The following is a 23,838-nucleotide window of genomic DNA, read 5'->3' on the forward strand; positions in this document are numbered from 1 at the left end:
GCTTTTTTGTGGCCAACGGGGTTGCGACTGGCTATAGAGCGCCTAGGCCACAGCGTCCGCGGGTCCGGACGCGCAGTTCCACGGGGAATGCCTTTATTTGGAAGCCAGCAGGACACACAAGACGCCCGTCAGCTCGAGCAGCATCACAACCGTTCTGAAGCGTATCATCGCCGAGAACGGCCGCGATCACGTCAAGGGCTACATCTTCGCCGTCCTCTGCCTTGCGGTAGTGGCGCTCACGACCGCGTTCACCGCATGGATCATGGAGACGGTGGTGAACGAAGCGTTCGCCAACCAGAGAGCGGACATCGTCTGGCTCATCTGCGGCGCCATTCTCGGCGCCTTCATGCTGCGCGGCCTCGCAAGCTATGGGCAGGCGGTCACTCTTTCAAAGATCGGCAACAACATCGTTGCCCGCTATCAGCGGCGTCTTTTTTCGCACCTGATGACCCTGTCACTCGGCTTTTTTAGCGAGTCCCGCTCGGCTCATCTTGCGGCGCAGATCAGCCAGAACATCAACGGCATCCGTGATGTCCTCAATCTTACGGTCACGTCGACTGCGCGCGACCTGCTCACCCTGATTGCGCTGATCGGCGTCATGTTCGCCAAGGACTGGCTGCTGACATTGATCGTCTTCGTCGTGGCGCCCCCCCTGCTCTACGCGCTGCGCTACCTCTCCAAGCGGCTGCGCGCGGCGACGCGCGAGTCGATCATCTTCAACAGCCACGTGCTGGGCGCCATGCAGGAGACGATCCAGGGCATCGCGATCGTCAAGGCCTTCACGATGGAAGAAGAGCTGGACCGCAAGGTCCAGGGCACGATCGCCGCGGCCGAGCGCCGCGCGAACCGCATCGCCCGGCTCAGCGAACGAACGTCACCGCTCACGGAAACCTTTGCGGGGGTCGCCATTTCCAGCGTACTTGCCTATGCGGCGTTCCGCTCGATCTATGGCGGCGTGCTGCCCGGCGCCTTCTTCTCCTTCATCGCGGCGCTGCTGATGGCCTACGAACCGGCGAAGCGGCTCGCCAAGCTGCAGGTGCAGATGGAGCGCGCCGTCGTCAATGCTCGGATGATCTACGAAATCCTCGACATGGAGAGCCCGCAACGCGACAAGCGGGACGCAACCGAACTCAAGGTCGGCGAGGCACGTATCGAATTTCGTAACGTCAAGTTCGCCTACGGCAACAACGAGCCGGTGCTGAAGGGCATCAACTTCGTCGCCGAAGGCGGAAGGACGACGGCGCTCGTCGGCCCGTCCGGTGCGGGCAAGTCGACCGTCATTACGCTCGTTCCGCGGTTCTACGATCCCGCAGAGGGTGAGATTCTGATCGACGGCCAGAACATCGCTTCGGTGACCAAGGCATCGCTGCGCGGGCACATCGCCTACGTATCGCAGCAGCCCTATCTCTTCGAAGGGACGATCCGCGACAACATCCGCTACGGCCGGCCTGAAGCGACGGATGCGGAGATCGAGGAAGCCGCCCGCCTCGCCTACGCCCACGACTTCATCATGGCTCAGCCAATGGGTTACGACACCCCTGTCGGGGAAAACGGCGTCACACTTTCCGGCGGTCAGCGACAGCGGCTGTCGATCGCCCGCGCGCTGGTTCGCAACGCACCGATCCTGCTGCTCGACGAGGCAACATCGGCGCTCGACACAGAATCGGAAGCGGCCGTCCAGAAGGCTCTGGACGAGGCAATGACCGGACGCACGGTCATCGTCATCGCCCACCGGCTTTCGACGATCATCAAGGCTGACAAGATCATCGTAATGCAGGGCGGGACGATCGCCGAGGAAGGGACCCACCAGTCGCTTGCACAGCGTCCCAACGGGCTCTACGCTCGGCTGAACCAGCTGCAGCCGGGCAGCAGCAACAACGAATTCTTCTGAGGTCGGACCACCCATGAGTGCTGCCATGAAACTCGTCGTCGTCGGAGCCGGTGGCCGCATGGGCCAGACGGTGCTGCGCCTCATCCAGGAGACGGAAGGTGCCGTGCTTCACGCCGCCGTCGAGCGTCCCGGCTCGCCGGCGATCGGCAAGGACGCCGGGGAACTGGCCGGGCTCGGGTCCATCGGAGTCCCGGTGAGCGACGATCCACTCGCCGCCTTCGTCCATGCCGATGGCGTGATCGATTTCACGTCGCCAGCGGCCAGCGTCGAATATGCCGGCCTCGCCGCGCAAGCGCGGATCGTCCATGTCGTCGGCACGACCGGCTGCACGGCGGAGGACGATGCGAAAATCGCGGCGGCAGCGCGCCACGCACGCATCGTCAAGTCCGGGAACATGAGCCTCGGGGTCAATCTGCTCTCCGTCCTGGTGAAACAGGCAGCACAGGCGCTCGACGCGGCGGGCTGGGATATCGAGGTGCTGGAAATGCATCACAAGCGCAAGGTAGACGCGCCGTCCGGGACGGCGCTTCTGCTCGGACGGGCGGCCGCCGAAGGGCGCGGTATAGACCTTGCAACTCATTCCGTCCGTGTGCGCGATGGCCATACGGGGCCGCGCGAGGATGGCAGCATCGGCTTTGCGACACTGCGGGGCGGCTCGGTGATCGGCGAGCACTCCGTGCTCTTCGCCGGCGAGGGCGAGACGATAACGCTCTCCCACAGCGCCGGCGATCGTTCACTTTTCGCGCGCGGTGCGCTGAGGGCGGCGCTCTGGGCGCGTGACAAGAAGCCCGGCCTCTATTCCATGCTCGATGTTCTCGGGCTTTCTTCGTCCATCTAGATATTTCCTGCGGAGGATTTTCCCATGAGCGGTACTCTCGTGCTGGTTCGTCACGGCCAGAGCGAATGGAATCTCAAGAACCTGTTCACCGGCTGGCGCGATCCGGGGCTGACCGAACTCGGCGTCCAGGAGGCTGAAGCCGGGGGGCAGGCTCTCGCCGATTACGGGATCAAGTTCGACATCGCGTTCACCTCCGCATTGTCGCGGGCGCAGAAGACTTGCGAAATCATCCTGAACAAGATCGGCCAGCCCAGCCTCGAGACCATTCGGGACGAAGCGCTGAACGAACGCGACTACGGCGACCTCTCAGGTCTCAACAAGGACGACGCCCGCGCTAAGTGGGGCGAGGAACAGGTCCATGTCTGGCGACGGTCCTACGACGTGCCGCCTCCGGGCGGCGAGAGCCTTCGCGACACCGGCGCCCGCGTCTGGCCTTACTACATGACCGACATCCTTCCGCGCGTGCTGCGCGGCGGAAAAGTCCTGGTCGCAGCCCACGGCAACTCGTTGCGTGCGCTCGTCATGGTCCTCGACCGTCTCTCCAAAGAGCAGATCCTCAAGCTCAACTTGGCGACCGGCGTGCCGATGGTCTACAAGCTCAATCCGGACTCGACCGTCGCCAGCAAGGAAGTGCTCGGCGACATGTCCGGCGCCCACTGAGGCGCCGCTTCGCCGGTCAAGTTGCGATCGTGAACTGGACACGGTCAGCCGGAAACCGGGTGACCGCGTACTGTATCGGGACTCCCGAAAGATCCGTATTGACGGCCCTCGTCACAAGCAGGATCGCTCCCGGCGTGAGCTCGAGAGCCGCAATGTCGGCGGCTTCGGCATGGGTCGCGGAAATCTCGGTAACGGAGCGCAAATAGTCGCCCAGCCCCAGCGCCGCGAGTGCTTCCGTGATCGAACCGCTGCGGGCGAAGACCTCGCCGATACCCTTGAAGCGCTCGGCGGGAAACCAGGCGGTCGAGCGCGATACTGCGCGGCCGTCGGCTTTGCGCAGCGCCTCCAGCCGGATAACCGGCGTCCCCGCCTCGAGCGCGAGCCAACGGGCAACCTCCGGGTCAGCCGGCTCTATTTCCGACGACAGCAGTAATCCCTGCAGATCGCGCGCCTGATCGCCTATACCCTCCGTGAACCGAGTCCTACGCGAGATCGGAAAATTGAAACGTTCCTTGCGAACGATCAGGGTTCCGCGCCCCTGCACCGCCTGCACGATGCCCTCCTGCGCCAGCGATGCAAGGGCGCTGCGCACCGTATGGCGATTGACGCCGAACTGGCCGGCAAGCACCATCTCCGGCGGCACCATGCCGGTTTCGTCGAATTCTCCCCGCGAAATGGCCTCTCGAATTCTGTCGGCAATCTGACGCCAGAGCGCGACGCCCGCCTGTCTTTCCACTCGTTTCAAATCCGTCATGTCACACGCTTGTCACGCTCGTTGGATATCCATAATCTCAGTTGTATGGTTGTCTATATTAATAGACATTTTGGAGCCTGACAATGGATGTCAACAAACAAAGTGTAGGGGGCGAGGCAAGTGGCGATCGCAAGCATGCAATCGACCTGCTCAGCCGTGCAAGCCGCGCAGAACTGACTGCCGCCTGGGCGGCGCTTTCGCTGCAACCGAGCGTCCAGATGCTGCGGGGACCGGAGACCGGACTTGTCATGGTTCGGGGCCGCATCGGCGGCGGCGGCTCGCCCTTTAACCTCGGAGAGGCGACGGTCAGCCGTGCGACGGTACGATTGGCAAACGGCATCGTCGGCTTCGGCCATTCGCTCGGCACCGATCGCGAAAAGGCGAGACTTGCGGCCATCTTCGACGCCCTCTGGCAACAGGCCGATACGCGTGACTTCGTGGAGGCGCACCTGCTGTCGCCGATCGCCGCCCGCATCGCTGCGGAAGACCGGCGCAAGACCGAGGAAACCGCGGCCACGCGCGTCGATTTCTTCACGATGGTGAGAGGAGAGGACTGATGACTCTCAGAACAGAAGCGCTGACCGGTGGCTACATCGACCCGGTCCACGATGCGCAAAGCACGTTTCGCATGTTGATGGATGGCATGGCCAGGCCGGGAACGACAAAGACCATCGTTCCGCCCGTCGAGCCACCCGCCCCCTTGGGTTCGGCGGCGGGCGCCATAGCGCTCGCACTCTGCGACAACGACACGCCCGTCTGGCTTTCCGCCAGTATGGCGAAATCGCTGATCGCCGAGTGGATCGGCTTTCACACGGGTGCACCGGTAACGCGCGAGAAATCGGAAGCACGCTTCGCCTTCTTCGGGGCAGGCTCGCCTGTCGCATCCTTCGGCCTCTTTGCGCTCGGCAGCCAGGAATATCCGGACCGGTCGACGACTGTGATTATCGAAATCGCCGGTCTCGAGAGAGGCCCTCGGCTTACCCTGACGGGGCCGGGTATCCGCGAGAGCGTGGAGATCGCACCCGTCGGCCTTCCAGACATGTTTCTCCGGCAATGGGCCGACAACCGAGCGCTCTTTCCGCGCGGGATCGATGTCGTCCTGACGGCCGGGCGACAGTTTCTCTGCCTGCCGAGAACCTGCAACATCAGCACCGGGGAGATCTGACGAATGTATGTCGCCGTCAAAGGTGGAGAAACCGCGATCGCGAATGCCCATCGCCTGCTGGCAGACCGGCGTCGCGGAACCCGCGACCTTCCGTCGGTCACGATCGACCAGATCAGCGAGCAGCTTGGCCTTGCCGTCGATCGTGTCATGGCGGAAGCCTCGCTCTACGACCGCGCGCTCGCTGCGCTCGCCATCAAGCAATCGCGCGGTGATCTCATCGAAGCGATCTTCCTTCTGCGCGCCTATCGCACGACGTTGCCCCGCTACGGCTACTCGGTTGCCATAGACACTGCGGACATGAAGATCGAGCGCCGCATCTCTGCGACGTACAAGGATCTTCCGGGCGGGCAACTCCTGGGCCCGACGTTCGATTACACGCATCGCCTTCTCGATCCGGATCTGATGGGGGATGAGGCGGTTGAAGAGCCGGCCCTCAAGGAAAGCGAGTCCGAAAGAATAATGCGGGTCTCGGAGATCCTGGCGGAAGAAGGGCTGGTCGAGCCCGACGGCGACATGCCCGAGGACCACGTGACGGGCGACATCACCCGCGAGCCGATCGATTTTCCGATGCCGCGTGACCTGCGCCTTCAGGCACTTGCCCGTGGCGACGAGGGTTTCCTGCTTGCCCTCGGCTATTCCACCCAGCGTGGCTACGGCCGGACTCATCCCTTCGCCGGCGAGATTCGCATCGGCGAAGTCGAGGTGGAGATCGACATTCCCGAGCTCGGCTTTGCCGTCTCGCTCGGACGCATTCAAGTGACCGAGTGTCAAATGATCAACCAGTTCAAGGGATCGGCGAAAGCACCGCCGCAGTTCACACGCGGATACGGACTCGTGTTCGGCCACAGCGAACGCAAGGCGATGGCCATGTCTCTCGTCGACCGCGCCCTGCGCGCGGACGAATTCGGCGAAGACATCGTCGCCCCGGCACAGGACGAGGAATTCGTGATCTCACACTCCGACAACGTCCAGGCGACCGGCTTCGTCGAACATCTGAAGCTGCCGCACTATGTCGACTTCCAGGCCGAACTCGAACTCGTGCGTCGCATGCGGGCAGAATACGAGGCCGGCCGGTCCAATCGTTTCACCGACAAGGAGGCTGCGGAATGAGCGCCGTTCCAGAGCTCGCCCAATACAATTTCGCGTATCTCGACGAACAGACGAAGCGGATGATCCGGCGGGCGATCCTGAAGGCGATCGCGATCCCCGGCTACCAGGTCCCGTTTGCGTCGCGTGAAATGCCGATGCCCTACGGTTGGGGGACTGGGGGCGTGCAGGTCACGGCCTCGATCATCGGCGCAAACGACGTGCTCAAGGTAATCGACCAGGGCGCCGACGACACCACCAATGCAGTGTCGATTCGTGCCTTCTTCCAGAAGGTCGCCAATGTCGCGGTCACCACGCATACGCACGAGGCGACCATTATCCAGACACGCCACCGCATCCCGGAAAAGCCGCTCAACGAGAACCAGGTGCTCGTCTACCAGGTGCCGATCCCGGAACCGTTGCGCTTCCTCGAACCGCGCGAGACCGAGACCCGCAAGATGCATGCGCTTGAGGAATACGGGCTCATGCACGTGAAACTCTACGAAGACATCGCCAGGAACGGCCATATCGCGACGACCTACGCCTACCCGGTGAAGGTCAACGGCCGCTACGTCATGGATCCCTCCCCGACGCCCAAGTTCGACAATCCGAAGATGCACATGTCGGACGCCCTCCAGCTCTTCGGCGCCGGACGCGAAAAGCGCATCTATGCAGTACCGCCTTACACCGAGGTGGTGAGTCTCGACTTCGAGGATCACCCATTCGAGATCCAGAAATTCCATCAGCCGTGCGCACTCTGTGGCGCAGAAGGCGTCTATCTCGATGAGGTGGTGCTCGACGACCGGGGCGGGCGCATGTTCGTTTGCTCGGACACCGATCACTGCGAGGAACGGCGTGAACAGGGTCATGTCGGACGCTTGCTCGCCACGCAGAAGGAGGCCGCGGAATGACCGATACACCGCTCCTGAAAGTCCGCGACGTCTCGAAATTCTACGGCAACCGGATCGGTTGCAGCAACGTGGCCTTCGACCTCTGGCCCGGGGAAGTGTTGGCAATCGTCGGGGAGTCCGGTTCAGGCAAGACCACCCTCCTCAACTGCCTTTCGACACGGCTGATGCCGACCACCGGCACCGTGGAGTACCATACACGCGACGGCAGCTATCGCGACCTGTACCACATGAGCGAAGCCGAGCGGCGCTTCCTCATGCGCACGGACTGGGGCTTCGTCCACCAGAACCCAGCCGATGGGTTGCGCATGACTGTGTCTGCCGGAGCCAACGTCAGCGAGCGGCTGATGGCGATCGGCAATCGACACTACGGCAACATTCGCGAAACCGCCGGTTCGTGGCTCGAGCGCGTCGAGATCAGCAACGACCGCATAGACGACCAGCCGCGCGCCTTTTCCGGCGGGATGCGTCAGCGCCTGCAGATCGCCCGCAATCTTGTCACCGCCCCACGCCTCGTCTTCATGGACGAACCGACAGGCGGCCTCGATGTCTCGGTGCAGGCGCGCCTTCTCGACCTCGTCCGCGGCCTCGTCAACGATCTTGGCCTTTCGGCGATTGTCGTCACGCACGACCTGGCGGTCGCGAGGCTCCTCTCCCACCGCATGATGGTGATGAAGGATGGCATGGTGATCGAACAGGGCCTCACTGATCGTGTGCTCGATGACCCCCGCGAGCCCTACACGCAATTGCTCGTCTCCTCGATCCTGCAAGTCTGAACGGAAAGCGCCATGGCAACGCCCCTCGTCGTCTCCGAAGTCTCGAAGAGCTTCACCATGCACCTGCGCGACGGCATCCGCCTGCCGGTCGTCGCGAACGTCTCCTTCTCGATTGCCGAAGCCGAATGCGTCGTCCTCGGCGGCCCTTCAGGCATCGGCAAGAGCTCGATCCTCAAGATGCTCTATGGCAACTATGCCGTGGATGCCGGACAGGTGCTCGTGCAGCACCGCGGTCACATTGTCGACATAGCGACCGCCGATCCGCGCATGATCATGGACATCCGCCGCACCACGGTGGGCTATGTGAGCCAGTTCTTGCGGACCGTCCCACGTGTCGCCGCAATCGACGTCGTCGCCGAACCCCTGGTCGTTCGCGGCACCGGGGTGGATACCGCGCGCATCCGTGCCGGCGAACTGCTGGAACGGCTCAATCTGCCGCAGGACCTCTGGCAACTGCCGCCTGCGACCTTCTCCGGCGGCGAGCAGCAGCGCGTGAACATCGCCCGCGGCTTCATCACCGATCATCGCATCCTCCTTCTCGATGAACCGACGGCCTCGCTCGATGCCACGAACCGGGCAGTGGTGGTGGACATGATCCGCCAGAAGAAGGCGGACGGCGTCGCCCTGCTCGGGATCTTCCATGACGAGGAGGTGCGCGAGGAGGTGGCCGACCGCATTCTCGACGTGACCGCGTTCTCGCCGAGAAAGGCAGCCGCATGAGCAAGAAGCTCGGGCACGATCCGCTTGTTCACGAGACCGCACATGTCGTGAACTCGGTACTCGGAGGCTATACCGAGATCGCCGAGCGCTGCCGCCTCGATGAGGTGGAACTCGGCGATTATTCCTACATGATGCAGGATAGTTCCGCCTGGTGCACTACCATCGGAAAGTTCGTCAACATCGCCGCGGCAGTGCGCATCAACGCACCCAATCACCCGACGTGGCGGGCGACACTGCATCACTTCACCTACCGGGCGACATCCTATTTCGACGGTGCGGAGAATGACGACGATTTCTTCGCATGGCGCCGCGAGAACCGTGTCGTGATTGGCCATGACGTATGGATCGGACATGGGGCGACGATCCTTCCGGGTGTTCACGTCGGAAACGGTGCCGTGATCGGTGCTGGAGCCGTCGTCTCCAAGTCCGTTGCTCCCTACGCGATCGTCGGCGGCGTTCCCGCCCGGCTCATCCGCGAGCGCTTTCCGGCAGATGTCGCCACCAGAATGGAAGCGCTCGCCTGGTGGGACTGGAGCCATGACCGGCTGCACATCGCTCTTGAGGATTTCCGGCGGCTGGATGGTGCTGCCTTCGTCGCAAAATACGGGAAATCGTAAGTTCCTTCAAAAGGATATCAGATTTTACAATACCTACACAAATCTGACATCCGCACTTCATCCCCGTCCGATACAGGCTTTACCAATCACACGCACAGAAGATCGGAAGCGCCAAGATGAGATTTGAGCTGAAGAACCTCACCCGCCGCTTCGGGGATAATGTTGCGGTCAATGCCGTCAGTCTCGATATCCCGCAGGGACAGATGGTGGGGGTAATCGGTCGCTCGGGCGCCGGCAAATCGACGCTGCTGCGGATGATCAACCGCCTCGTCGACCCCTCCTCCGGGTCCATCCACTTCGGTGACGCGGAAGTCTCGTCACTGCGGGGGCGGACACTGCGCAACTGGCAGCGCGACTGTGCGATGATCTTCCAGCAGTTCAACCTTGTGCCTCGGCTGGACGTCCTGACCAACGTTCTGCTCGGTCGGCTGAACCACCGTTCCACCGCGCTGAGCATTCTCAACTATTTCACACGCGAGGAACGGATCATGGCGATTGCCGCCCTCGAAAGGCTCGGCATCGAGCAGACGGCACTGCAGCCGGCCGGCACGCTTTCCGGCGGCCAGCAGCAGCGCGTCGCGATAGCGCGAGCTTTGATGCAAAGACCGAAGATGGTGCTCGCCGACGAACCGATCGCCTCGCTGGACCCCCTGAACGCCAAGATCGTCATGGACGCGTTGCGCGACATCAATGTCCGGGAAGGCATTACGGTCATCACGAACCTGCATACGCTCGATACGGCCCGTACGTACTGCGACAGGATCGTCGGCATGGCACACGGATCGGTGGTCTTCGACGGCCGGCCGGAGGCTCTGACGGCGGACACCATACGGCAGATCTATGGTTCGAACCGGGACGGCAGCGGTGTCGACGAGGGCGTGACGTCGACGAGCATCGAGATCAAGCGTCCGAAGGCGATGACCGATGTCCTGCCGGCTGCAGGATTTCGCCCCCTTGCCGCCGCCGATGCCTGAGCGGTCCCAGATCGTCCGCACAAGAGTTACTTCCACCACCCTATCCGAGTACCGGAGAAACAGGAGAGACCCATGTTGAAGAAGACCCTTCTTGCCGCCGTCGCGCTCGTCGCCATGGCCGGTGCAGCTGCTGCGGAAGACCTCAAGGAATTCCGAATCGGTATCCTCGGTGGCGAAAACGAAGCCGACCGCCTGCGCAATTTCCAGTGCCTCGTCGACAAGTTGCCCGCTGCCATCGGCGTTGAGAAGGTCGCGCTGTTCCCGGCGGCAGACTATGACGGTGTCATTCAGGGACTGCTGGGTGGGACGCTCGACTTCGCCGAACTCGGCGCTTCCGGCTATGCAAAGACGTACCTCGCGAATGCCGACGCCGTCGAGCCGATCTTCACCACGGTTCAGACCGACGGTTCGATGGGCTATTATTCGATCATGGTCGCCCGCAAGGATTCGGGCATGACCAAGGTCGAAGACATCAAGGGCAAGAAGCTCGGTTTTGCTGATCCGGACTCCACCTCCGGCTACCTCGTTCCCTCCGTTACCTTGCCCGAGGTCCTCGGCGCGCCGGTCAAGGAATACGTCGCTTCGACCGGGTTCGGCGGCGGCCATGAAAATCTCGTCCTCGAAGTCCTGAAAGGCACCTTCGACGCCGGCACGACCTACGGCTCGGGCGTCGGCGAGTTCAAGGACGGGTACACCTCCGGCAACCTGCGCAAGATGGTCGACAAGGGTATCCTGAACATGGACGATCTCGTCGAGCTCTGGAAATCGCCGCTGATCCCGAACGCTCCGATCGTTGTGCGCACCTCCATGGAGGATGGCATGAAGGCGAAGGTGAAGAACTTCTTCGCCAAGCTTCCGGAGTCCGATCCGGCCTGCTTCGCCGCAATCGAAGGCGGCGAATTCAAGGGCTATGCGGAGGTCAATGTCGACTTCTACAAGCCGATCATTGACGCCCGCAAGGCAACCATCGGCGGCTGACATCCTGATGCCGAAAAGGCCGCCGGGTGCGTGGGCATCCGGCGGCTCTTGTTGAATGCACGTCGCCGCCGCGACGACGTGATCAAAAGCGGACCGCCTGCCATGAGTTCCTTCACCTACAAACCCGCGCTCAGCGAGAAGGGCGCGCTCATCGAGAACCATTGGCGAGATCTTGCCAGAGGCCGTCGTTTCTACACGATGCTCTCGCTAACGGTGCTTTCCCTGGCGCTTACCGGTTCACTTTGGTTTGCCAACGAAACCAATTCGGGCAAGTTCTTCGACCGGCTGCCGCATCTCTTCGATTTCGTCGGCGACCTGATGCCTCGCGACGGCGTCGAAGTCTGGCGCGCACTCCTCGACCTGCCCTCCCCCTATTTCGACGGGAGCCTCAAATACGACTATCCTGAAGGCCGTTTCTACGTCACCGACAGCCTCTACATACCCGAGTACGTCTACAAGATGACGGAAACGCTGAATATCGCGTTGCTGTCGACGATCATCGGGTTCGGCTTCGGCTTCCTGTTGTCGTTTCTTGCGGCAAAGAACATGACGCCCAATGCTTGGGCCCGCGTTCCCGTGCGCCGTTTCATGGAACTGCTGCGCGCCTTTCCCGAGATCGTTCTCGCCGGCTTCTTCCTGGCTATCCTCTCGCTCGGTCCGATTCCGGCGATCATCGCGGTTTCGATCCACACGGTCGGCGCGCTCGGCAAGCTCTTCTTCGAAGTGATCGAGAACGCGGACATGAAACCGGACGAGGGGCTGAGGGCGGTCGGTGCATCGTGGCTGGAACGCGCCTGGTTCGGCATGGTGCCACAGGTCATGCCGAACTTCGTCAGCTACTTCCTGCTGCGCTTCGAAATCAACGTGCGCGCCTCCACGATCATCGGCGCCGTCGGCGGCGGCGGCATCGGGGAACAGCTGCGTCTTTCGATCAGCCGCGGTCACGAGGCGAAGACACTGGCAATCGTTCTCCTGCTCTTCGCGACGATTATTGCAGTCGACCAGCTGTCGGCCTGGCTGCGCCGCAGGCTCGTCGGCGATCAGGCCTTCCAGGCAGTGATATAGGAGCAAACCGTGAAAACGATGAATGTCTCCGAACTCGAAGCCGTCGCTGCTCGTCATCCACAATTCCTCTTGCCGTCTTTCTGGTCACGTTTCCGCTTCGCAGTGATCGGAGGAGCCATCGCCCTCTACTTCGTGTTCTGCTGGTGGTTCTTCGCCATCGGTCAGGTGCTCGGCACCGCCAACTGGGGTATCGCCACCACCTATCTCGCCGACTGGATATCCTATGAGGTCCGGCCGGACATAGTGCTCCGTGCGGACGGGACAATGCAGATCGAGTTCTCGCGCTACGATCCGATCGGCCCCAACCCCCAGCCCGAGTGGCTCGAGGCTGAGCGCGAAACGATTACGCGCACGGTGGAAATTCCGGCGACGGCGATGCAAGCCAAGCCGAAATCTTCATTCAGCTTCGTCGCTCCAAGCAATGCAGGCAAGCAGCAGGAGATTGCCGAGGCTCGAACAGAAACACGTACCGAAGAGGTGGTTACCCATGCGGTCGTGTCCATGAACTCGACCGACTGGATCGACGTCGTGCCAGAACATGTCGAGGTCCATCGCGGAAATGAAAAGCTTGACATCACGCTCAGCAGCAACGGCGGTGTGAGAGCTGATCGCGACTTGCCCGCTTGGGCGACGCAGCGCACGCCTGGCGAAAAGATCGTTCTCGCCTTCGGTTTCTCGGGCTGGGCGGAAATTCGCGACGATGCGGTTAAGATCCACAAGCGCTTTCTCGGATGGGAAAACTTCTTCTTCGATATCGACTCGCCTTTCTTCGGCAAATCGGCGGGAGAAGTCTTCCAACTGCTGCTGTTCGGAGAGCGCCTCGACCCGAACCGCAGCAACATCTCGCTCGCTCTGGAGAATTTCCTCTACAATCCCTCCTGGCAGCATCTCGATGTCTGGACCAAGCTGCTGCAGACAATTGTCATGGCCTTTGTCGGGACTCTCTTCGCAACGATCGTTGCCTTTCCGCTCTCGTTCGTTGCCGCCCGCAACATCACGCGCAACGGCATCGTCAACCACGCAGCCAAGCGATTCTTCGATTTCCAGCGCTCGGTCGACATGTTCATCTGGGCGCTGTTCTTTACGCGTGCATTCGGTCCCGGACCGCTTGCGGGGATTTCCGCGATCTTCTTCACCGATACGGGAACGCTCGGAAAACTCTACGCAGAAGCGCTCGAAAACATCGACGACAAGCAGCGCGAAGGTGTGAAGTCCGTCGGTGCAGGCCCCTTGGCTGTTCAACGCTTCGGAGTGCTGCCGCAGGTTCTGCCGGTCTTCGCCTCCCAGGCGCTTTACTTCTGGGAGTCTAACACCCGGTCAGCCACGATCATCGGCGCCGTCGGTGCCGGCGGTATCGGCCTGAAGCTCTGGGAGGCGATGCGGACCAATCAGGACTGGGAGAACGTCGGCTACATGGTCCTGCTCATCCTCATCGTCGTCTTCATCTTCGATTCGATCTCGAATGCCCTGCGTTCGCGTCTCATCGGCAGGCGGTCGACTTCATGAGGCTCGCCACCTCGCAATTGCTGTGCATCCGGCATCGGTGCCTCGCAAATGCCACGGCGCACGGTTTACTCTCGCTGCAGTAGCAATCCGAAGGAATCAGTCTTTGCGTTACGCGCTCTATTTCACACCGCCCGAACGCGACCCGCTGACGCTGGCGGCGGCGCGCTGGCTCGGCCGCGATCCGTTCAGCGGAGAACTTCTGCCGGCGACGAAGGCCGAGGGATTCGATGTCGAAGAACTGGTCAACCTTACCGCGGAGCCGCGACGCTACGGTTTCCACGCGACGTTGAAGGCGCCCTTCTCTCTTGCAGCAGACCGGAGCGAAGACGAACTCATCGATGCGTTCGAACGCTTTTGCAGGAAGACACCGGCCTTCGCGATCCCCTCGGTTCTGATCGGGCAACTCGACCGCTTCTTCGCACTCGTTCCGGAGCAGCCGTTCTTGCCGCTACAGACATTTGCTGCCGGGGTAGTCGAGGCCTTCGAGGCCTATCGCGCACCGTTGAACGACGCGGATATCGCGCGGCGCAAGCCGGAGGCCTTGAGCGAGGCTCAGCGCTCCAATCTTGTCCGATGGGGCTATCCCTACGTCATGGAGGAATTCCGCTTCCACATGACACTGACCGGACCTGTCGAACCCCGCCGAGCGGCGGCGGTGCGCCGCCTTCTCGATGCCAGCTTCGCCGACTTCGTCGGCCGTCCGCTCAGCATTTCCGGTCTCGCCCTCTATGTCGAAGAAGAGCACGGGACTCCCTTCACCATTCATTCCTGGCTGCCTTTGTCTGGCGCCTGATCGAAAGGACAACCGACCGATGACCATCGAATCCGTGTTCACCAACGCCCGCATCGTCCTCAAGGACGATATCATTTCCGGCACGCTTGTCATTCGCGACGGTCGCATCGCCTCCTTCTCGGAAGGCCAGACGACCGGCGGAGAGGACATGGAGGGCGACTACATCATTCCGGGTCTGGTCGAACTGCACACCGACCACTTGGAAGCGCACTACTCGCCGCGGCCAGGCGTGCGCTGGGACAAGATCTCGGCGATCCAGGCGCACGACGCACAGGTCGTGACCTCCGGCATAACCACAGTCTTCGATTGCCTGCGAATGGGTTCCGACGAGGACGGCGGCTTCATGAAAGGCGAGATGCGCGAGATGGCAGACGCCATTCAGACGGCCGAGCGCGAGGACCGGCTGCGGGCGGAGCACCTTCTGCATCTGCGCTGCGAGGTCTCGGCTCCGGACGTCCTGGAGCACTTCTCCGATTTCGAGCGCGACCCGCATGTGCGTCTGGTCTCATTGATGGACCATGCGCCTGGGCAGCGCCAGTTCCAGACGATGGAGCAGTACACGCTCTACTACAAGAAAAAGCGCGGCCTCTCGGAAGATGCCTTTGCGCAATTCGTCGCACGCCGTCAGGAATCCTCCGCGCGCTATGCTGCCCCACACCGCGATGCCCTGGCCAAGAACTGCACCGAACGCGGCATCACCATCGCGAGCCACGACGACGCAACGCTCGACCACGTTGACGAGGCGATCGGCTACGGCGTCAAGCTTGCAGAGTTTCCGACCAGCTTCGATGCGGCCGAAGCCTCCCACAAGGCGGGCATGAGCGTGCTGATGGGAGCTCCGAACATCGTGCGCGGCAAATCGCACTCGGGCAACATCGCCGCCCGAGATCTTGCCGAACGCGGCGTTCTGGACGTATTGTCTTCCGACTATGTGCCGCTCAGCCTGCTGCACGCTCCTTTCGTACTTGCCGACGCACTGCCGAACCTCTCTCTGCCGCAGGCGCTCGCGATGGTGACGGCGACACCCGCCAAGACGGTGGGACTGTCCGACCGCGGTCGCATTGCCGAGGGGCTCCGCGCCGATCTGGTCCGGGTGCGCCGGCGGGCAGGTGTGCCGGTCGTTCGTGCGGTCTGGCGGGAAGGACGGCGGGTCGCCTGATGACAAATGGAGCGTCGATGTCCCCTCTCCCGGAATCTTTCGGGACGTTCGTGGCGGTCGTCGGGCCGAGCGGTGCGGGCAAGGACAGCCTGATCTCATATGCTCAAAGACGTCTTGCGGGGCGACCGGACATCCACTTCGTCCGGCGCCTCATCACTCGTGACAGCGAGGCCGGCGGCGAAGATCACCTCGCCGTCTCCGCGGAGGACTTCGAGGACATGCGCGAGAAGGGAGGCTTTGCCGTTCATTGGGACGCCCATGGCCTCCGCTATGGGATACCGGCTTCCGTCAAAAATAAGTTGGCTCTCGGGCATGTGGTCGTCGCCAACGGCTCCCGCTCCGCGCTCGACGACTTCGCTGAGGCCTTCCCCCGACTGCTCGTCGCAAATATCGTCGCAAGGGCGGATATCCTGGCACATCGGCTGCAGCAGCGCGGCAGGGAGGGCGAGGCCGACGTCAGCAAGCGACTGCAGCGAGGCCCGCTGGCAATTCCCGAGGGTTTTCAAACCGTGACAATCGACAATAGCGGCGCTCTCGCCGATGCTGGCGAGAAATTGACGGGAATACTCGTGAATTTGCTCGCGGAGCGCAACGGCGTCGCCTGACGTTCAGTCAGGATCTCCAAGCCGCTCGATCGCCGCAAGCAAGGCGTGCCCGTGGATGAGCGAAAGCCCCGCCGCCTCGATCATCTTCGGCATGAGCAGCCATTCCAGCGTCCAGGCGCTGCCCGACCGTTCCTGTTCATGGACAAGCGCGTGATGAACACCAGCGAGCAGGGTTGCATTGTAGCGCGCGAGCGCAACAAGTATTTCGGCCCTCACCGGGTTCTGCTTGTGCGGCATGGCGGAGGAGCCGCCACCTCCCGAGATCTCCGCCTCATCGATGCCGTTCTGGACCATGAGTGCGAGATCTTGCCCGATCTTGCCGAAGGCGCCGGTGAGACGCGACAGGAAGCCGGCAAAATCCGCGATCCGGCCCCTGTCCGTATGCGGCGCGTAATCGGGGACGAAAAGCCCGAGATCGCGGGCCATTGCCCGCCGTATCGCGAAGATCCGGTCTCCGAATTTCTCCGACGTCCCCGCCGCACCTGCGAGCGTCAGGATCAGGACACGTTCGCGCTGGTGCGGCAACTCCGCAGCCAGATGTTCGAGGGGGCTCTTCCAGGCTCTCAGCCGGTCACCGACAGTAATTGGCACCGCCACCTGCATGCGCGTCCGCGCCAAGAGCCGATTTCCACCGAAGCGCGACTCAAGCACATCGAACTGCGAGTGGACGCTTATTAGCCGGCTATCAAAAACATCGAAGACGGATGCGAGCTTCAGGGCCGCGGCGGTATCGATGACATCCTGACTGGTCGCACCGAGATGGATGAACCCGCCATGCCGCTCGCCGGCCGCGCGGCGCAGCTGACGGACCAACTCCGGCACCACCACGCCATCGCGTGCCGTCGCGCTCGTCAGCGCTTCCATGTCTGGAACGAAACGCGCGCAGGCGGACTCGATGGCCGCAGCGGCTTCCTCGTCCACCATACCCGCTGTCGCCTGAGCCCGCGCAAGCGCCGCCTCGAAGCGCAGCATGGCGCCCACGTCCGCGTTAGTGCCGAGCAAACCGGCGATTTCACCGTCACCGAGCAGGCCGTCGAGATAGGTGATCCCGGTGAGCATGGTCACACCCGTTCCAGGGCGATCGCGATACCTTGACCGACCCCAATGCACATCGCAGAAAGAGCATAGCGACCGCCTGTCAATGCGAGTTCGAGCGCCGCCGTGCCGGTGATGCGGGCGCCGGACATGCCGAGCGGATGTCCAAGCGCGATGGCCCCACCGTTGCGGTTGACCCGCGGATCGTCATCCGGGAGGCCGAGCTGGCGAAGCGTCGCAAGCGACTGGCTTGCGAAGGCCTCGTTGATCTCAATGACATCGAACTGCGCAACATCCATGCCGAGACGAGTCATCAGCTTCTGCGAAGCGGGCGCCGGGCCGATGCCCATGACCCGCGGCGGCACGCCGGCCGTTGCCCCACCGAGGATGCGGGCGACCGGCGTCAGACCATGCCGGTGGGCGGCCTCTTCCGAGGCGATGATGAGAGCTGCGGCACCATCGTTGACGCCCGAGGCATTCCCTGCCGTAACGGTGGTCCCATCCAGCTGGTTGACAGGCTTCAGCCGCGCGAGCGCCTCCAGACTCGTGGCGCGCGGATGTTCGTCGCGATCGACGACGACATCCTCCCCTTTTCGCTGCGGAACGGTCACGCCCGTAATCTCCTTCGACAGACGACCGTTCGCCTGGGCAGCCGCCGCCTTTGCCTGGCTGCGGACCGCGAAGGCATCCTGATCCTCCCGTGCAACGCTGCACTCGATTGCGACATTGTCACCCGTTTCGGGCATGGAGTCGACACCATACCGGCTCTTCATCAGCGGGTTGACGAACCTCCAGCCGATGGTGGTGTCGTAGATCTCCGCATGGCGGGAAAAGGCGGTGTCCGCCTTTGGCATGACGAATGGCGCGCGGCTCATGCTCTCGACGCCGCCGGCGATCATCAGATCCGCCTCGCCCGATTTGATCGCGCGCGCGGCGGTAATGACCGCGTCCATACCCGAACCGCACAGACGATTGATGGTGGTGCCGCTGACCGACACCGGTAATCCGGCGAGAAGCAGCGACATACGTGCCACGTTGCGATTGTCCTCGCCAGCCTGATTGGCACAGCCAAGGATCACGTCATCGACGGCTTCCCAATCGACCGAGGCATTGCGCTCCATCAGTGCCTTCAGCGGCACGGCGCCGAGATCATCAGCCCTGACCGCCGACAGGGCACCGCCGAAGCGGCCGATGGGCGTCCGGATATAGTCGCAGATAAAGGCGTCGGTCATGATGAAGTCCTTAGAGTGCCGGCACGACAAGGTCGGCGACCGGACGGTCGGCATGGAGTTTCGCACCGGTCATGGCCTGGAGTTCGTCCATGGTCATGGCCGCCAGCTTTTCCCGCACCACGAACTTGCCGCCGACAATGTCAATGACTGCATGGCTCGTATAGACACGGGTGATGCATCCGACACCGGTCAGCGGAAACGTGCAGCGCTCGACAAGTTTCGGCTGACCATCCTTGGTGACGTGTTCGGTGATAACAAAAACCTGCTTCGCCCCGTGTACGAGATCCATGGCTCCACCGACCGCGGGCACTCCCTTGGAACCGACACGCCAGTTCGCGAGATCGCCATTCTGGGCAACCTGGTAGGCCCCGAGAATGGCGACATCCAGGTGTCCGCCACGCACCATGGCAAAGCTGTCGGCATGGTGAAAGAAAGAGGCTCCGGGCTTCAGCGTCACTGCCTTCTTCCCGGCATTGATGAGGTCCCAATCTTCCTCACCTTCCGGTGGCGGCTCACCGAAATTCAGGATGCCGTTTTCCGTGTGGAAGATGGCTTCTCGGCCCTCCGGCTGATAGCGGGCGACCATTTCCGGAAAGCCGATCCCGAGATTGACATAGGCGCCGTCGGCGATGTCCTGCGCGGCACGCCAGGCGATCTGGGCGTTGGAGAGCTTCTTGTCTTCGCGCGCAACGGTCGTCATGCGTAGGCCACTCCGGCTCGTATGAGCACTTCTTCCTGCTGTGGATTCGTCACCTCGACGAGGGCGTTCACGAAGATGCCGGGCGTCACGACATGCTCGGGATCGATGCCTCCGGCGGGCACGATCCTGGAAACCTGCGCGATCGTTCTTGCTGCCGCCATGCACATCAGCGGATTGAAGTTGCGGCCGGCCTTGTTGTAGGTGAGATTGCCGTGGGTGTCGCCGAGTTCGGCCTTGACGATCGCGAAATCGGCCTTGAGCCAGCGCTCCTGGACATAGTGCCGACCGTCGAATTCGGCGACCGGTTTGCCTTCTGCGAGTTCGGTACCGTAGGCGGTCGGCGTATAGAAGGCCGGGATGCCAGCACCGCCAGCGCGGATACGCTCGGCAAGCGTGCCCTGCGGAACCAGTTCGAGCTCGATCTCGCCGGCGAGATACTTTTCCGTGAAGGCGCGCGGGTCGGACGAGCGTGGAAAAGAACAGACCATCTTTCGCACCATGCCCGCATCGATCATGGCCGCAATGCCGATGCGGCCGTTGCCGGCATTGTTGTTTATGACCGTCAGGTTCTTCGGCCCCTTGTCGATCAGGGCGTGGATCAGCTCGATCGGCGCCCCAGAACCCCCGAAGCCACCAATCATCACGGTGGCGCCGTCACCGATTTCGGCAACGGCTTCGGCCACGTCTGCAATTGTCTTGTTCATTTCATGGCCCCTTCCGGCCCGTCCGGCAAGCATCGGCAATGTCGCGTGCCGGCTTGCCGAAAATGACGTTTGCGGGTTCAGATGTCGAAGAACACCGTTTCGTTTTCGCCCTGGAGATGGATGTCAAAGGTGTAAGTGTCTCCGTCACGGGCAGCAATCAGCGTCGGGACCCGTACCTTGTGCTCGATGCGCACCAGCACCGGATCAACGGCATTCGCTTCCGCTTCGTCGGCGAAATACATGCGCGTATGAAGGCCAATATTGATGCCGCGGGCGACGATCCAGAAGGTGATGTGGGGAGCCATGACCCGACCATCGCGAAACGGCACGCGCCCCGGCTTGATCGTTTCGAAAATGTACTCGCCAGTCTCCATGTCGGCCGGACAGCGGCCCCAGCCGGCAAAGTTCGGATCTGCCTTTCCGCGCGTCTCCGAGGGGCTATTGTAGAGCCCGTCGGCGTCGGCCTGCCAGATCTCGATGAGCGCGTCCTTGAGCGGCGTGCCCGATCCGTCGATCACGCGGCCGCGGATTGTTATACGTTCGCCCCTTGCGCGTTCGTTGTAGAGCGGACCGGCGCCGAGGTCCTTTTCGAATACCCCTTCGATGCCGGTAAAATTGGGTGTGCAACCGATATGTACGTAAGGACCGGCCGTCTGCGACGGTGATTCCTTCAGATAACCGAGCGGCTGAACCATCTCAGTTGCCCTCCTTGCGATTGTCGAACATCGTCGAACGCCGTCCGCGCAGGACGATGTCGAACTTGTAGGCGCGCATGTCCATCGGGATCGTCGCGTTGAGGTCGAGGGGTGCAATCAGACGCCTGATCGCTTCCTCATCGGGAATCGTCTTGACGATCGGGCAGATCCAGATCAACGGGTCGCCCTCGAAGTACATCTGGGTGATCAGGCGCTGGGCGAAGCCGTGGCCGAAGATCGAAAAATGGATATGCGCGGGGCGCCAGTCGTTGACCCCGTTCGGCCAGGGATACGGGCCCGGCTTGATCGTCTTGAACCAGTAGTTGCCGTCCTCGTCGGTAATAGTGCGCCCGACACCACCGAAGTTCGGATCGAGGGCCGCGAGGTAGGTCTCCTTCTTGTGACGGTACCGTCCTCCAGCATTTGCCTGCCAGAACTCGACCAAGGCACCAGCAACACCCTTGCCACGCTCATCGAGCACTCGTCCATGCACGAGAATGCGCTGGCCGATCGGACTTTCGCCGGGGCGCGCATAATTCTGGATGAGATCGTTGTCGAACTCGTTCAGCATGTTATGGCCGAAGACCGGCCCAGTGATCTCGCTCTTCGTACCTTCCAGCGAAATCAGCGCGCGCTGTGGCGAGCGAAGAACCGTGGTCTTGTACCACGGCGCATAGGCCGGCGGATGCATTTCGCGGTCGCGGGGAAAGAATGCCCCCGTCTCAGGCATGGTGTTCTTCACGTCTCTCCTCCATCCCACCGTTCGACATTTCCATCTCCTCCAGCGTCGCCTTGGCTACCTTGATCGCGTGATTGGCAGCCGGCACACCCGCATAGATCGCCACATGGAGAAGCGCCTCCATGATGTCTTCCCTGCTGGCGCCGGTGTTGGCGGTCGCACGAACATGCAACGCAACTTCCTCGTGGTGGCCAAGTGCGGCCAGCAGCGCGATGGTGACCATCGAGCGCTCGCGCTTGGTCCAGGTTGGCCGAGACCAGACATGGCCCCAAGCGGCCTCGGTAATGAGGTCCTGAAAGGGCTCATCGAAGGCGGATCTCTGTGCCTCGGTCCGGTCGACGTAACCGTCTCCCAACACGCGCCGGCGTGTGGCCATGCCCTCGCGATAACGGGGAGACTTGTCTGCGGCCTCGTTCATGAACGTCCTTTCATGCCTTCCTGACAAAGGGTTCGATCAACGCGGCCAGCCGCTGTGGCTGCTCCACGCAGGGGATGTGACCGCATCCTTCGATGACTTCGAAGCGGGCACCGGGGATCATGTCGGCCATGCCGCGGACGAGGTCCGGGGGGGTGGACCCGTCCTGGTCGCCAACGATACAGAGTGTCGGGACGGTGATCGTCGGCGGGATCGCGGAAAGGTCCGTATCGCGGATCACCTCACAAGTGCCGATATAGGCTGCCGCTGACTGTCGCTCCAACATCAGGCGATAGCCGGCGAGGTCCACCCGCCGCTCCTCATGGAACGAACTCGTGAACCAACGCTCCATGACGCTGTCAGCAATGCCGGCAAGACCGCTCTTGCGGATCGCCTCGATCCGGCCGTCCCAGGCTTCCGCAGTGCCAATCTTCGGTGCCGTGTCGCAGAGCACCAGCTTGCGCACCAAATCCGGTCGTTTACGCCAGAGACCCTGCACGACCATTCCGCCAACCGAAAGGCCACAGAAGACGACTTTGTCGATGCCGACATGATCCACGAGGCCGACAAGATCGTCGACGAGATCCTCCATTACGAACCCGGCAGCGCCCAGACCGGTAAGACCGTGCCCGCGGGAATCATAGAGGAGTATGGAGACATCGTCGCCGAGTTCATCGAAGAGCGGCAGCCAGATTCGGAAATCGGTCCCCAGCGAATTCGAGAAGACAATGGTATGCTTGGCGCCGGGATCGCCGATGAATTCATAGTGAACCGTAATTCCGTTGATCGCGGCAAAGGCCATGACTTTCTCCTCTGACAGGAAAGGTAGCTAATGATTTTTGTTCGGTAAAATGATATTTTGGCCAAATTCCATAACCAAATCGGCATGATTCATGGATGCAAGGATCAAGTTTCGTCACCTGCAGACCTTCCTGGAAGTGGCCCGTCAACGCAGCGTCGGCAAGGCCGCAGACGCGCTCGCGATCACCCAACCGGCAGTGACACGCACCGTCCGTGAACTGGAGGACATTCTTGGAGTGCCCCTCTTCGAACGCGAAGGCCGCGGGATCCGCATCTCCCATTTCGGCGAGATCTTCCTGAAGCATGCCGGCGAGAGCCTTGCCGCCGTGCAACGCGGGATGGACTCCGTGGCACAGGCACTGAAGTCGGAGGGACCCCCTGTTCGGATCGGAACGCTGCCGACCGCTTCGGCGACCTTCATGCCAGGGGCCGTGGCACAGTTTCTCGCAAGCGGCACCGGCAGCCAGGTGACGATCGCCTCAGGCGAGAACAGGGCACTGCTCAGTTCGCTGCGGCTCGGCGAGCTTGACCTCGTGGTCGGCCGGCTGGCGGCGCCGGAGGTCATGACAGGCCTATTCTTCGAACCGCTATACACCGAGGAAGTCGTGCTGGTCGTGCGCGCTTCGCATCCGTTGCTTGCCCGGCGCAATTTCACGCTCAATGCGCTCGCGAACTTCGTCGTCCTGATGCCACCGTCCGGAGCGGTCATCCGCCCCTTCGTCGACCGGCTTTTCCTCACCAACGGCATCCCGGAACTCCCGCGCACGATCGAAACGGTTTCCGACTCCTTCGGCCGCGCATTCGTCGCACGCAATGATGCGGTCTGGATCATCTCGCGCGGCGTCGTCGCAGATGAACTTTCCAGCGGACGGCTGGTTGCTCTCGATATCGACACGAGCGAAACACGGGGCGCCGTCGGGTTGACCACCCGCGACGGGGTCGAGCCGAGTGCGTCACTCTCGTTGATGATGCAAGCGATTCGTGACCACGTGTCAGCCCAGCAGGGACACTTCTAACGCCGC

The 23,838-nt window shown here is 62.2% G+C and carries 27 protein-coding genes; 18 read left to right on the top strand and 9 right to left on the bottom strand.

What is annotated here, in order from left to right:
* The first annotated feature begins 97 nt into the window (after nucleotides 1–97).
* The 3 genes from DFR48_RS14080 to DFR48_RS14090 are packed head-to-tail and all read left to right on the top strand — an operon-like array spanning nucleotide 98 to nucleotide 3,389.
* Nucleotides 98–1,891 carry an ABC transporter ATP-binding protein gene (locus tag DFR48_RS14080; RefSeq protein WP_114363768.1) on the top strand — a complete coding sequence of 598 codons (1,794 nt, stop codon included), beginning with the start codon at nucleotides 98–100 and terminating at the stop codon, nucleotides 1,889–1,891.
* A gap of 25 nt (nucleotides 1,892–1,916) precedes the next feature.
* On the top strand, nucleotides 1,917–2,729 hold the full coding sequence (gene dapB / locus DFR48_RS14085; RefSeq protein ID WP_425359256.1) for a 4-hydroxy-tetrahydrodipicolinate reductase: 813 nt from the start codon (nucleotides 1,917–1,919) through the stop codon (nucleotides 2,727–2,729).
* Between the two features lie 24 nt (nucleotides 2,730–2,753).
* A complete protein-coding gene (locus DFR48_RS14090; RefSeq protein WP_114363770.1) occupies nucleotides 2,754–3,389 on the top strand; it encodes a 2,3-bisphosphoglycerate-dependent phosphoglycerate mutase in 636 nt (211 codons plus the stop codon).
* Between the two features lie 16 nt (nucleotides 3,390–3,405).
* Here the strand turns inward: DFR48_RS14090 and phnF are convergent, their stop codons facing one another.
* Nucleotides 3,406–4,143 carry a phosphonate metabolism transcriptional regulator PhnF gene (phnF, locus tag DFR48_RS14095; protein ID WP_114363771.1) on the bottom strand — a complete coding sequence of 246 codons (738 nt, stop codon included), beginning with the start codon at nucleotides 4,141–4,143 and terminating at the stop codon, nucleotides 3,406–3,408.
* Nucleotides 4,144–4,226: 83 nt separating this feature from the next.
* On the opposite strand from phnF, the gene phnG reads away from it, so the two are divergent.
* From phnG to phnN, 14 genes are all read left to right on the top strand, one after another.
* Nucleotides 4,227–4,700, top strand: coding sequence for a phosphonate C-P lyase system protein PhnG (gene phnG, locus DFR48_RS14100; RefSeq protein WP_114363772.1), 474 nt, complete (start codon nucleotides 4,227–4,229; stop codon nucleotides 4,698–4,700).
* Nucleotides 4,700–5,308: a phosphonate C-P lyase system protein PhnH gene (phnH, locus tag DFR48_RS14105; protein ID WP_114363773.1), complete on the top strand. Its 609-nt coding sequence runs from the start codon at nucleotides 4,700–4,702 to the stop codon at nucleotides 5,306–5,308. The genes phnG and phnH overlap by 1 nt, the downstream gene beginning before the upstream one ends.
* Before the next feature lie 3 nt (nucleotides 5,309–5,311).
* Nucleotides 5,312–6,418 (top strand): carbon-phosphorus lyase complex subunit, encoded by a 1,107-nt coding sequence (locus DFR48_RS14110; protein ID WP_114363774.1) that lies wholly within the window; start codon nucleotides 5,312–5,314, stop codon nucleotides 6,416–6,418.
* Nucleotides 6,415–7,305 carry an alpha-D-ribose 1-methylphosphonate 5-phosphate C-P-lyase PhnJ gene (locus tag DFR48_RS14115; protein WP_114363775.1) on the top strand — a complete coding sequence of 297 codons (891 nt, stop codon included), beginning with the start codon at nucleotides 6,415–6,417 and terminating at the stop codon, nucleotides 7,303–7,305. The genes DFR48_RS14110 and DFR48_RS14115 overlap by 4 nt, the downstream gene beginning before the upstream one ends.
* Nucleotides 7,302–8,078, top strand: coding sequence for a phosphonate C-P lyase system protein PhnK (gene phnK, locus DFR48_RS14120; RefSeq protein ID WP_114363776.1), 777 nt, complete (start codon nucleotides 7,302–7,304; stop codon nucleotides 8,076–8,078). The genes DFR48_RS14115 and phnK overlap by 4 nt, the downstream gene beginning before the upstream one ends.
* Before the next feature lie 12 nt (nucleotides 8,079–8,090).
* On the top strand, nucleotides 8,091–8,798 hold the full coding sequence (phnL, locus tag DFR48_RS14125; protein ID WP_114363777.1) for a phosphonate C-P lyase system protein PhnL: 708 nt from the start codon (nucleotides 8,091–8,093) through the stop codon (nucleotides 8,796–8,798).
* A complete protein-coding gene (locus DFR48_RS14130; RefSeq protein WP_114363778.1) occupies nucleotides 8,795–9,415 on the top strand; it encodes a DapH/DapD/GlmU-related protein in 621 nt (206 codons plus the stop codon). The genes phnL and DFR48_RS14130 overlap by 4 nt, the downstream gene beginning before the upstream one ends.
* 116 nt (nucleotides 9,416–9,531) lie before the next feature.
* Nucleotides 9,532–10,389: a phosphonate ABC transporter ATP-binding protein gene (gene phnC / locus DFR48_RS14135; RefSeq protein WP_114363779.1), complete on the top strand. Its 858-nt coding sequence runs from the start codon at nucleotides 9,532–9,534 to the stop codon at nucleotides 10,387–10,389.
* 72 nt (nucleotides 10,390–10,461) lie between these two features.
* On the top strand, nucleotides 10,462–11,367 hold the full coding sequence (phnD, locus tag DFR48_RS14140; RefSeq protein WP_114363780.1) for a phosphonate ABC transporter substrate-binding protein: 906 nt from the start codon (nucleotides 10,462–10,464) through the stop codon (nucleotides 11,365–11,367).
* Between the two features lie 102 nt (nucleotides 11,368–11,469).
* Nucleotides 11,470–12,432 (top strand): phosphonate ABC transporter, permease protein PhnE, encoded by a 963-nt coding sequence (gene phnE, locus DFR48_RS14145; RefSeq protein ID WP_114363870.1) that lies wholly within the window; start codon nucleotides 11,470–11,472, stop codon nucleotides 12,430–12,432.
* An 18-nt stretch (nucleotides 12,433–12,450) separates the two neighbouring features.
* Entirely contained in the window at nucleotides 12,451–13,938 is a 1,488-nt protein-coding gene (gene phnE, locus DFR48_RS14150; protein ID WP_114363781.1) for a phosphonate ABC transporter, permease protein PhnE, read from the top strand.
* Nucleotides 13,939–14,041: 103 nt separating this feature from the next.
* Nucleotides 14,042–14,731: a DUF1045 domain-containing protein gene (locus DFR48_RS14155; protein ID WP_114363782.1), complete on the top strand. Its 690-nt coding sequence runs from the start codon at nucleotides 14,042–14,044 to the stop codon at nucleotides 14,729–14,731.
* A 19-nt stretch (nucleotides 14,732–14,750) separates the two neighbouring features.
* Nucleotides 14,751–15,890, top strand: a complete 1,140-nt coding sequence (locus tag DFR48_RS14160) for an alpha-D-ribose 1-methylphosphonate 5-triphosphate diphosphatase (protein WP_114363783.1) — start codon at nucleotides 14,751–14,753, stop codon at nucleotides 15,888–15,890.
* A gap of 17 nt (nucleotides 15,891–15,907) precedes the next feature.
* Nucleotides 15,908–16,495, top strand: a complete 588-nt coding sequence (gene phnN, locus DFR48_RS14165) for a phosphonate metabolism protein/1,5-bisphosphokinase (PRPP-forming) PhnN (RefSeq protein ID WP_245415612.1) — start codon at nucleotides 15,908–15,910, stop codon at nucleotides 16,493–16,495.
* A gap of 3 nt (nucleotides 16,496–16,498) precedes the next feature.
* Here phnN and DFR48_RS14170 read toward each other — a convergent pair whose 3' ends face one another.
* The 8 genes from DFR48_RS14170 to pcaD form a co-directional block, all read right to left on the bottom strand.
* Nucleotides 16,499–17,554, bottom strand: coding sequence for a 3-carboxy-cis,cis-muconate cycloisomerase (locus DFR48_RS14170; protein ID WP_114363785.1), 1,056 nt, complete (start codon nucleotides 17,552–17,554; stop codon nucleotides 16,499–16,501).
* A gap of 2 nt (nucleotides 17,555–17,556) precedes the next feature.
* Nucleotides 17,557–18,762, bottom strand: coding sequence for a 3-oxoadipyl-CoA thiolase (pcaF, locus tag DFR48_RS14175; protein ID WP_114363871.1), 1,206 nt, complete (start codon nucleotides 18,760–18,762; stop codon nucleotides 17,557–17,559).
* Nucleotides 18,763–18,772: 10 nt separating this feature from the next.
* Nucleotides 18,773–19,462 carry a CoA transferase subunit B gene (locus DFR48_RS14180; RefSeq protein WP_114363786.1) on the bottom strand — a complete coding sequence of 230 codons (690 nt, stop codon included), beginning with the start codon at nucleotides 19,460–19,462 and terminating at the stop codon, nucleotides 18,773–18,775.
* Nucleotides 19,459–20,166, bottom strand: coding sequence for a 3-oxoacid CoA-transferase subunit A (locus DFR48_RS14185; protein WP_114363787.1), 708 nt, complete (start codon nucleotides 20,164–20,166; stop codon nucleotides 19,459–19,461). The genes DFR48_RS14180 and DFR48_RS14185 overlap by 4 nt, the downstream gene beginning before the upstream one ends.
* 77 nt (nucleotides 20,167–20,243) lie before the next feature.
* Complete coding sequence (pcaG, locus tag DFR48_RS14190; RefSeq protein WP_114363788.1) at nucleotides 20,244–20,861, bottom strand: protocatechuate 3,4-dioxygenase subunit alpha; 618 nt, start codon at nucleotides 20,859–20,861, stop codon at nucleotides 20,244–20,246.
* 1 nt (nucleotide 20,862) lies between these two features.
* Nucleotides 20,863–21,603 carry a protocatechuate 3,4-dioxygenase subunit beta gene (pcaH, locus tag DFR48_RS14195; protein WP_114363789.1) on the bottom strand — a complete coding sequence of 247 codons (741 nt, stop codon included), beginning with the start codon at nucleotides 21,601–21,603 and terminating at the stop codon, nucleotides 20,863–20,865.
* Nucleotides 21,584–22,018, bottom strand: coding sequence for a 4-carboxymuconolactone decarboxylase (pcaC, locus tag DFR48_RS14200; RefSeq protein WP_114363790.1), 435 nt, complete (start codon nucleotides 22,016–22,018; stop codon nucleotides 21,584–21,586). The genes pcaH and pcaC overlap by 20 nt, the downstream gene beginning before the upstream one ends.
* A 10-nt stretch (nucleotides 22,019–22,028) precedes the next feature.
* The gene (gene pcaD, locus DFR48_RS14205) at nucleotides 22,029–22,817 is read right to left on the bottom strand and encodes a 3-oxoadipate enol-lactonase (protein WP_114363791.1); all 789 of its coding nucleotides are present in this window, start codon (nucleotides 22,815–22,817) and stop codon (nucleotides 22,029–22,031) included.
* A 91-nt stretch (nucleotides 22,818–22,908) separates the two neighbouring features.
* Here pcaD and pcaQ point away from each other — a divergent pair, with 91 nt between their 5' ends.
* Nucleotides 22,909–23,832: a pca operon transcription factor PcaQ gene (gene pcaQ, locus DFR48_RS14210; protein ID WP_114363792.1), complete on the top strand. Its 924-nt coding sequence runs from the start codon at nucleotides 22,909–22,911 to the stop codon at nucleotides 23,830–23,832.
* Nucleotides 23,833–23,838 lie beyond the last annotated feature (6 nt).

The sequence above is a fragment of the Ciceribacter lividus genome (assembly GCF_003337715.1).
In the GTDB taxonomy this organism is placed as follows: domain Bacteria; phylum Pseudomonadota; class Alphaproteobacteria; order Rhizobiales; family Rhizobiaceae; genus Allorhizobium; species Allorhizobium lividum.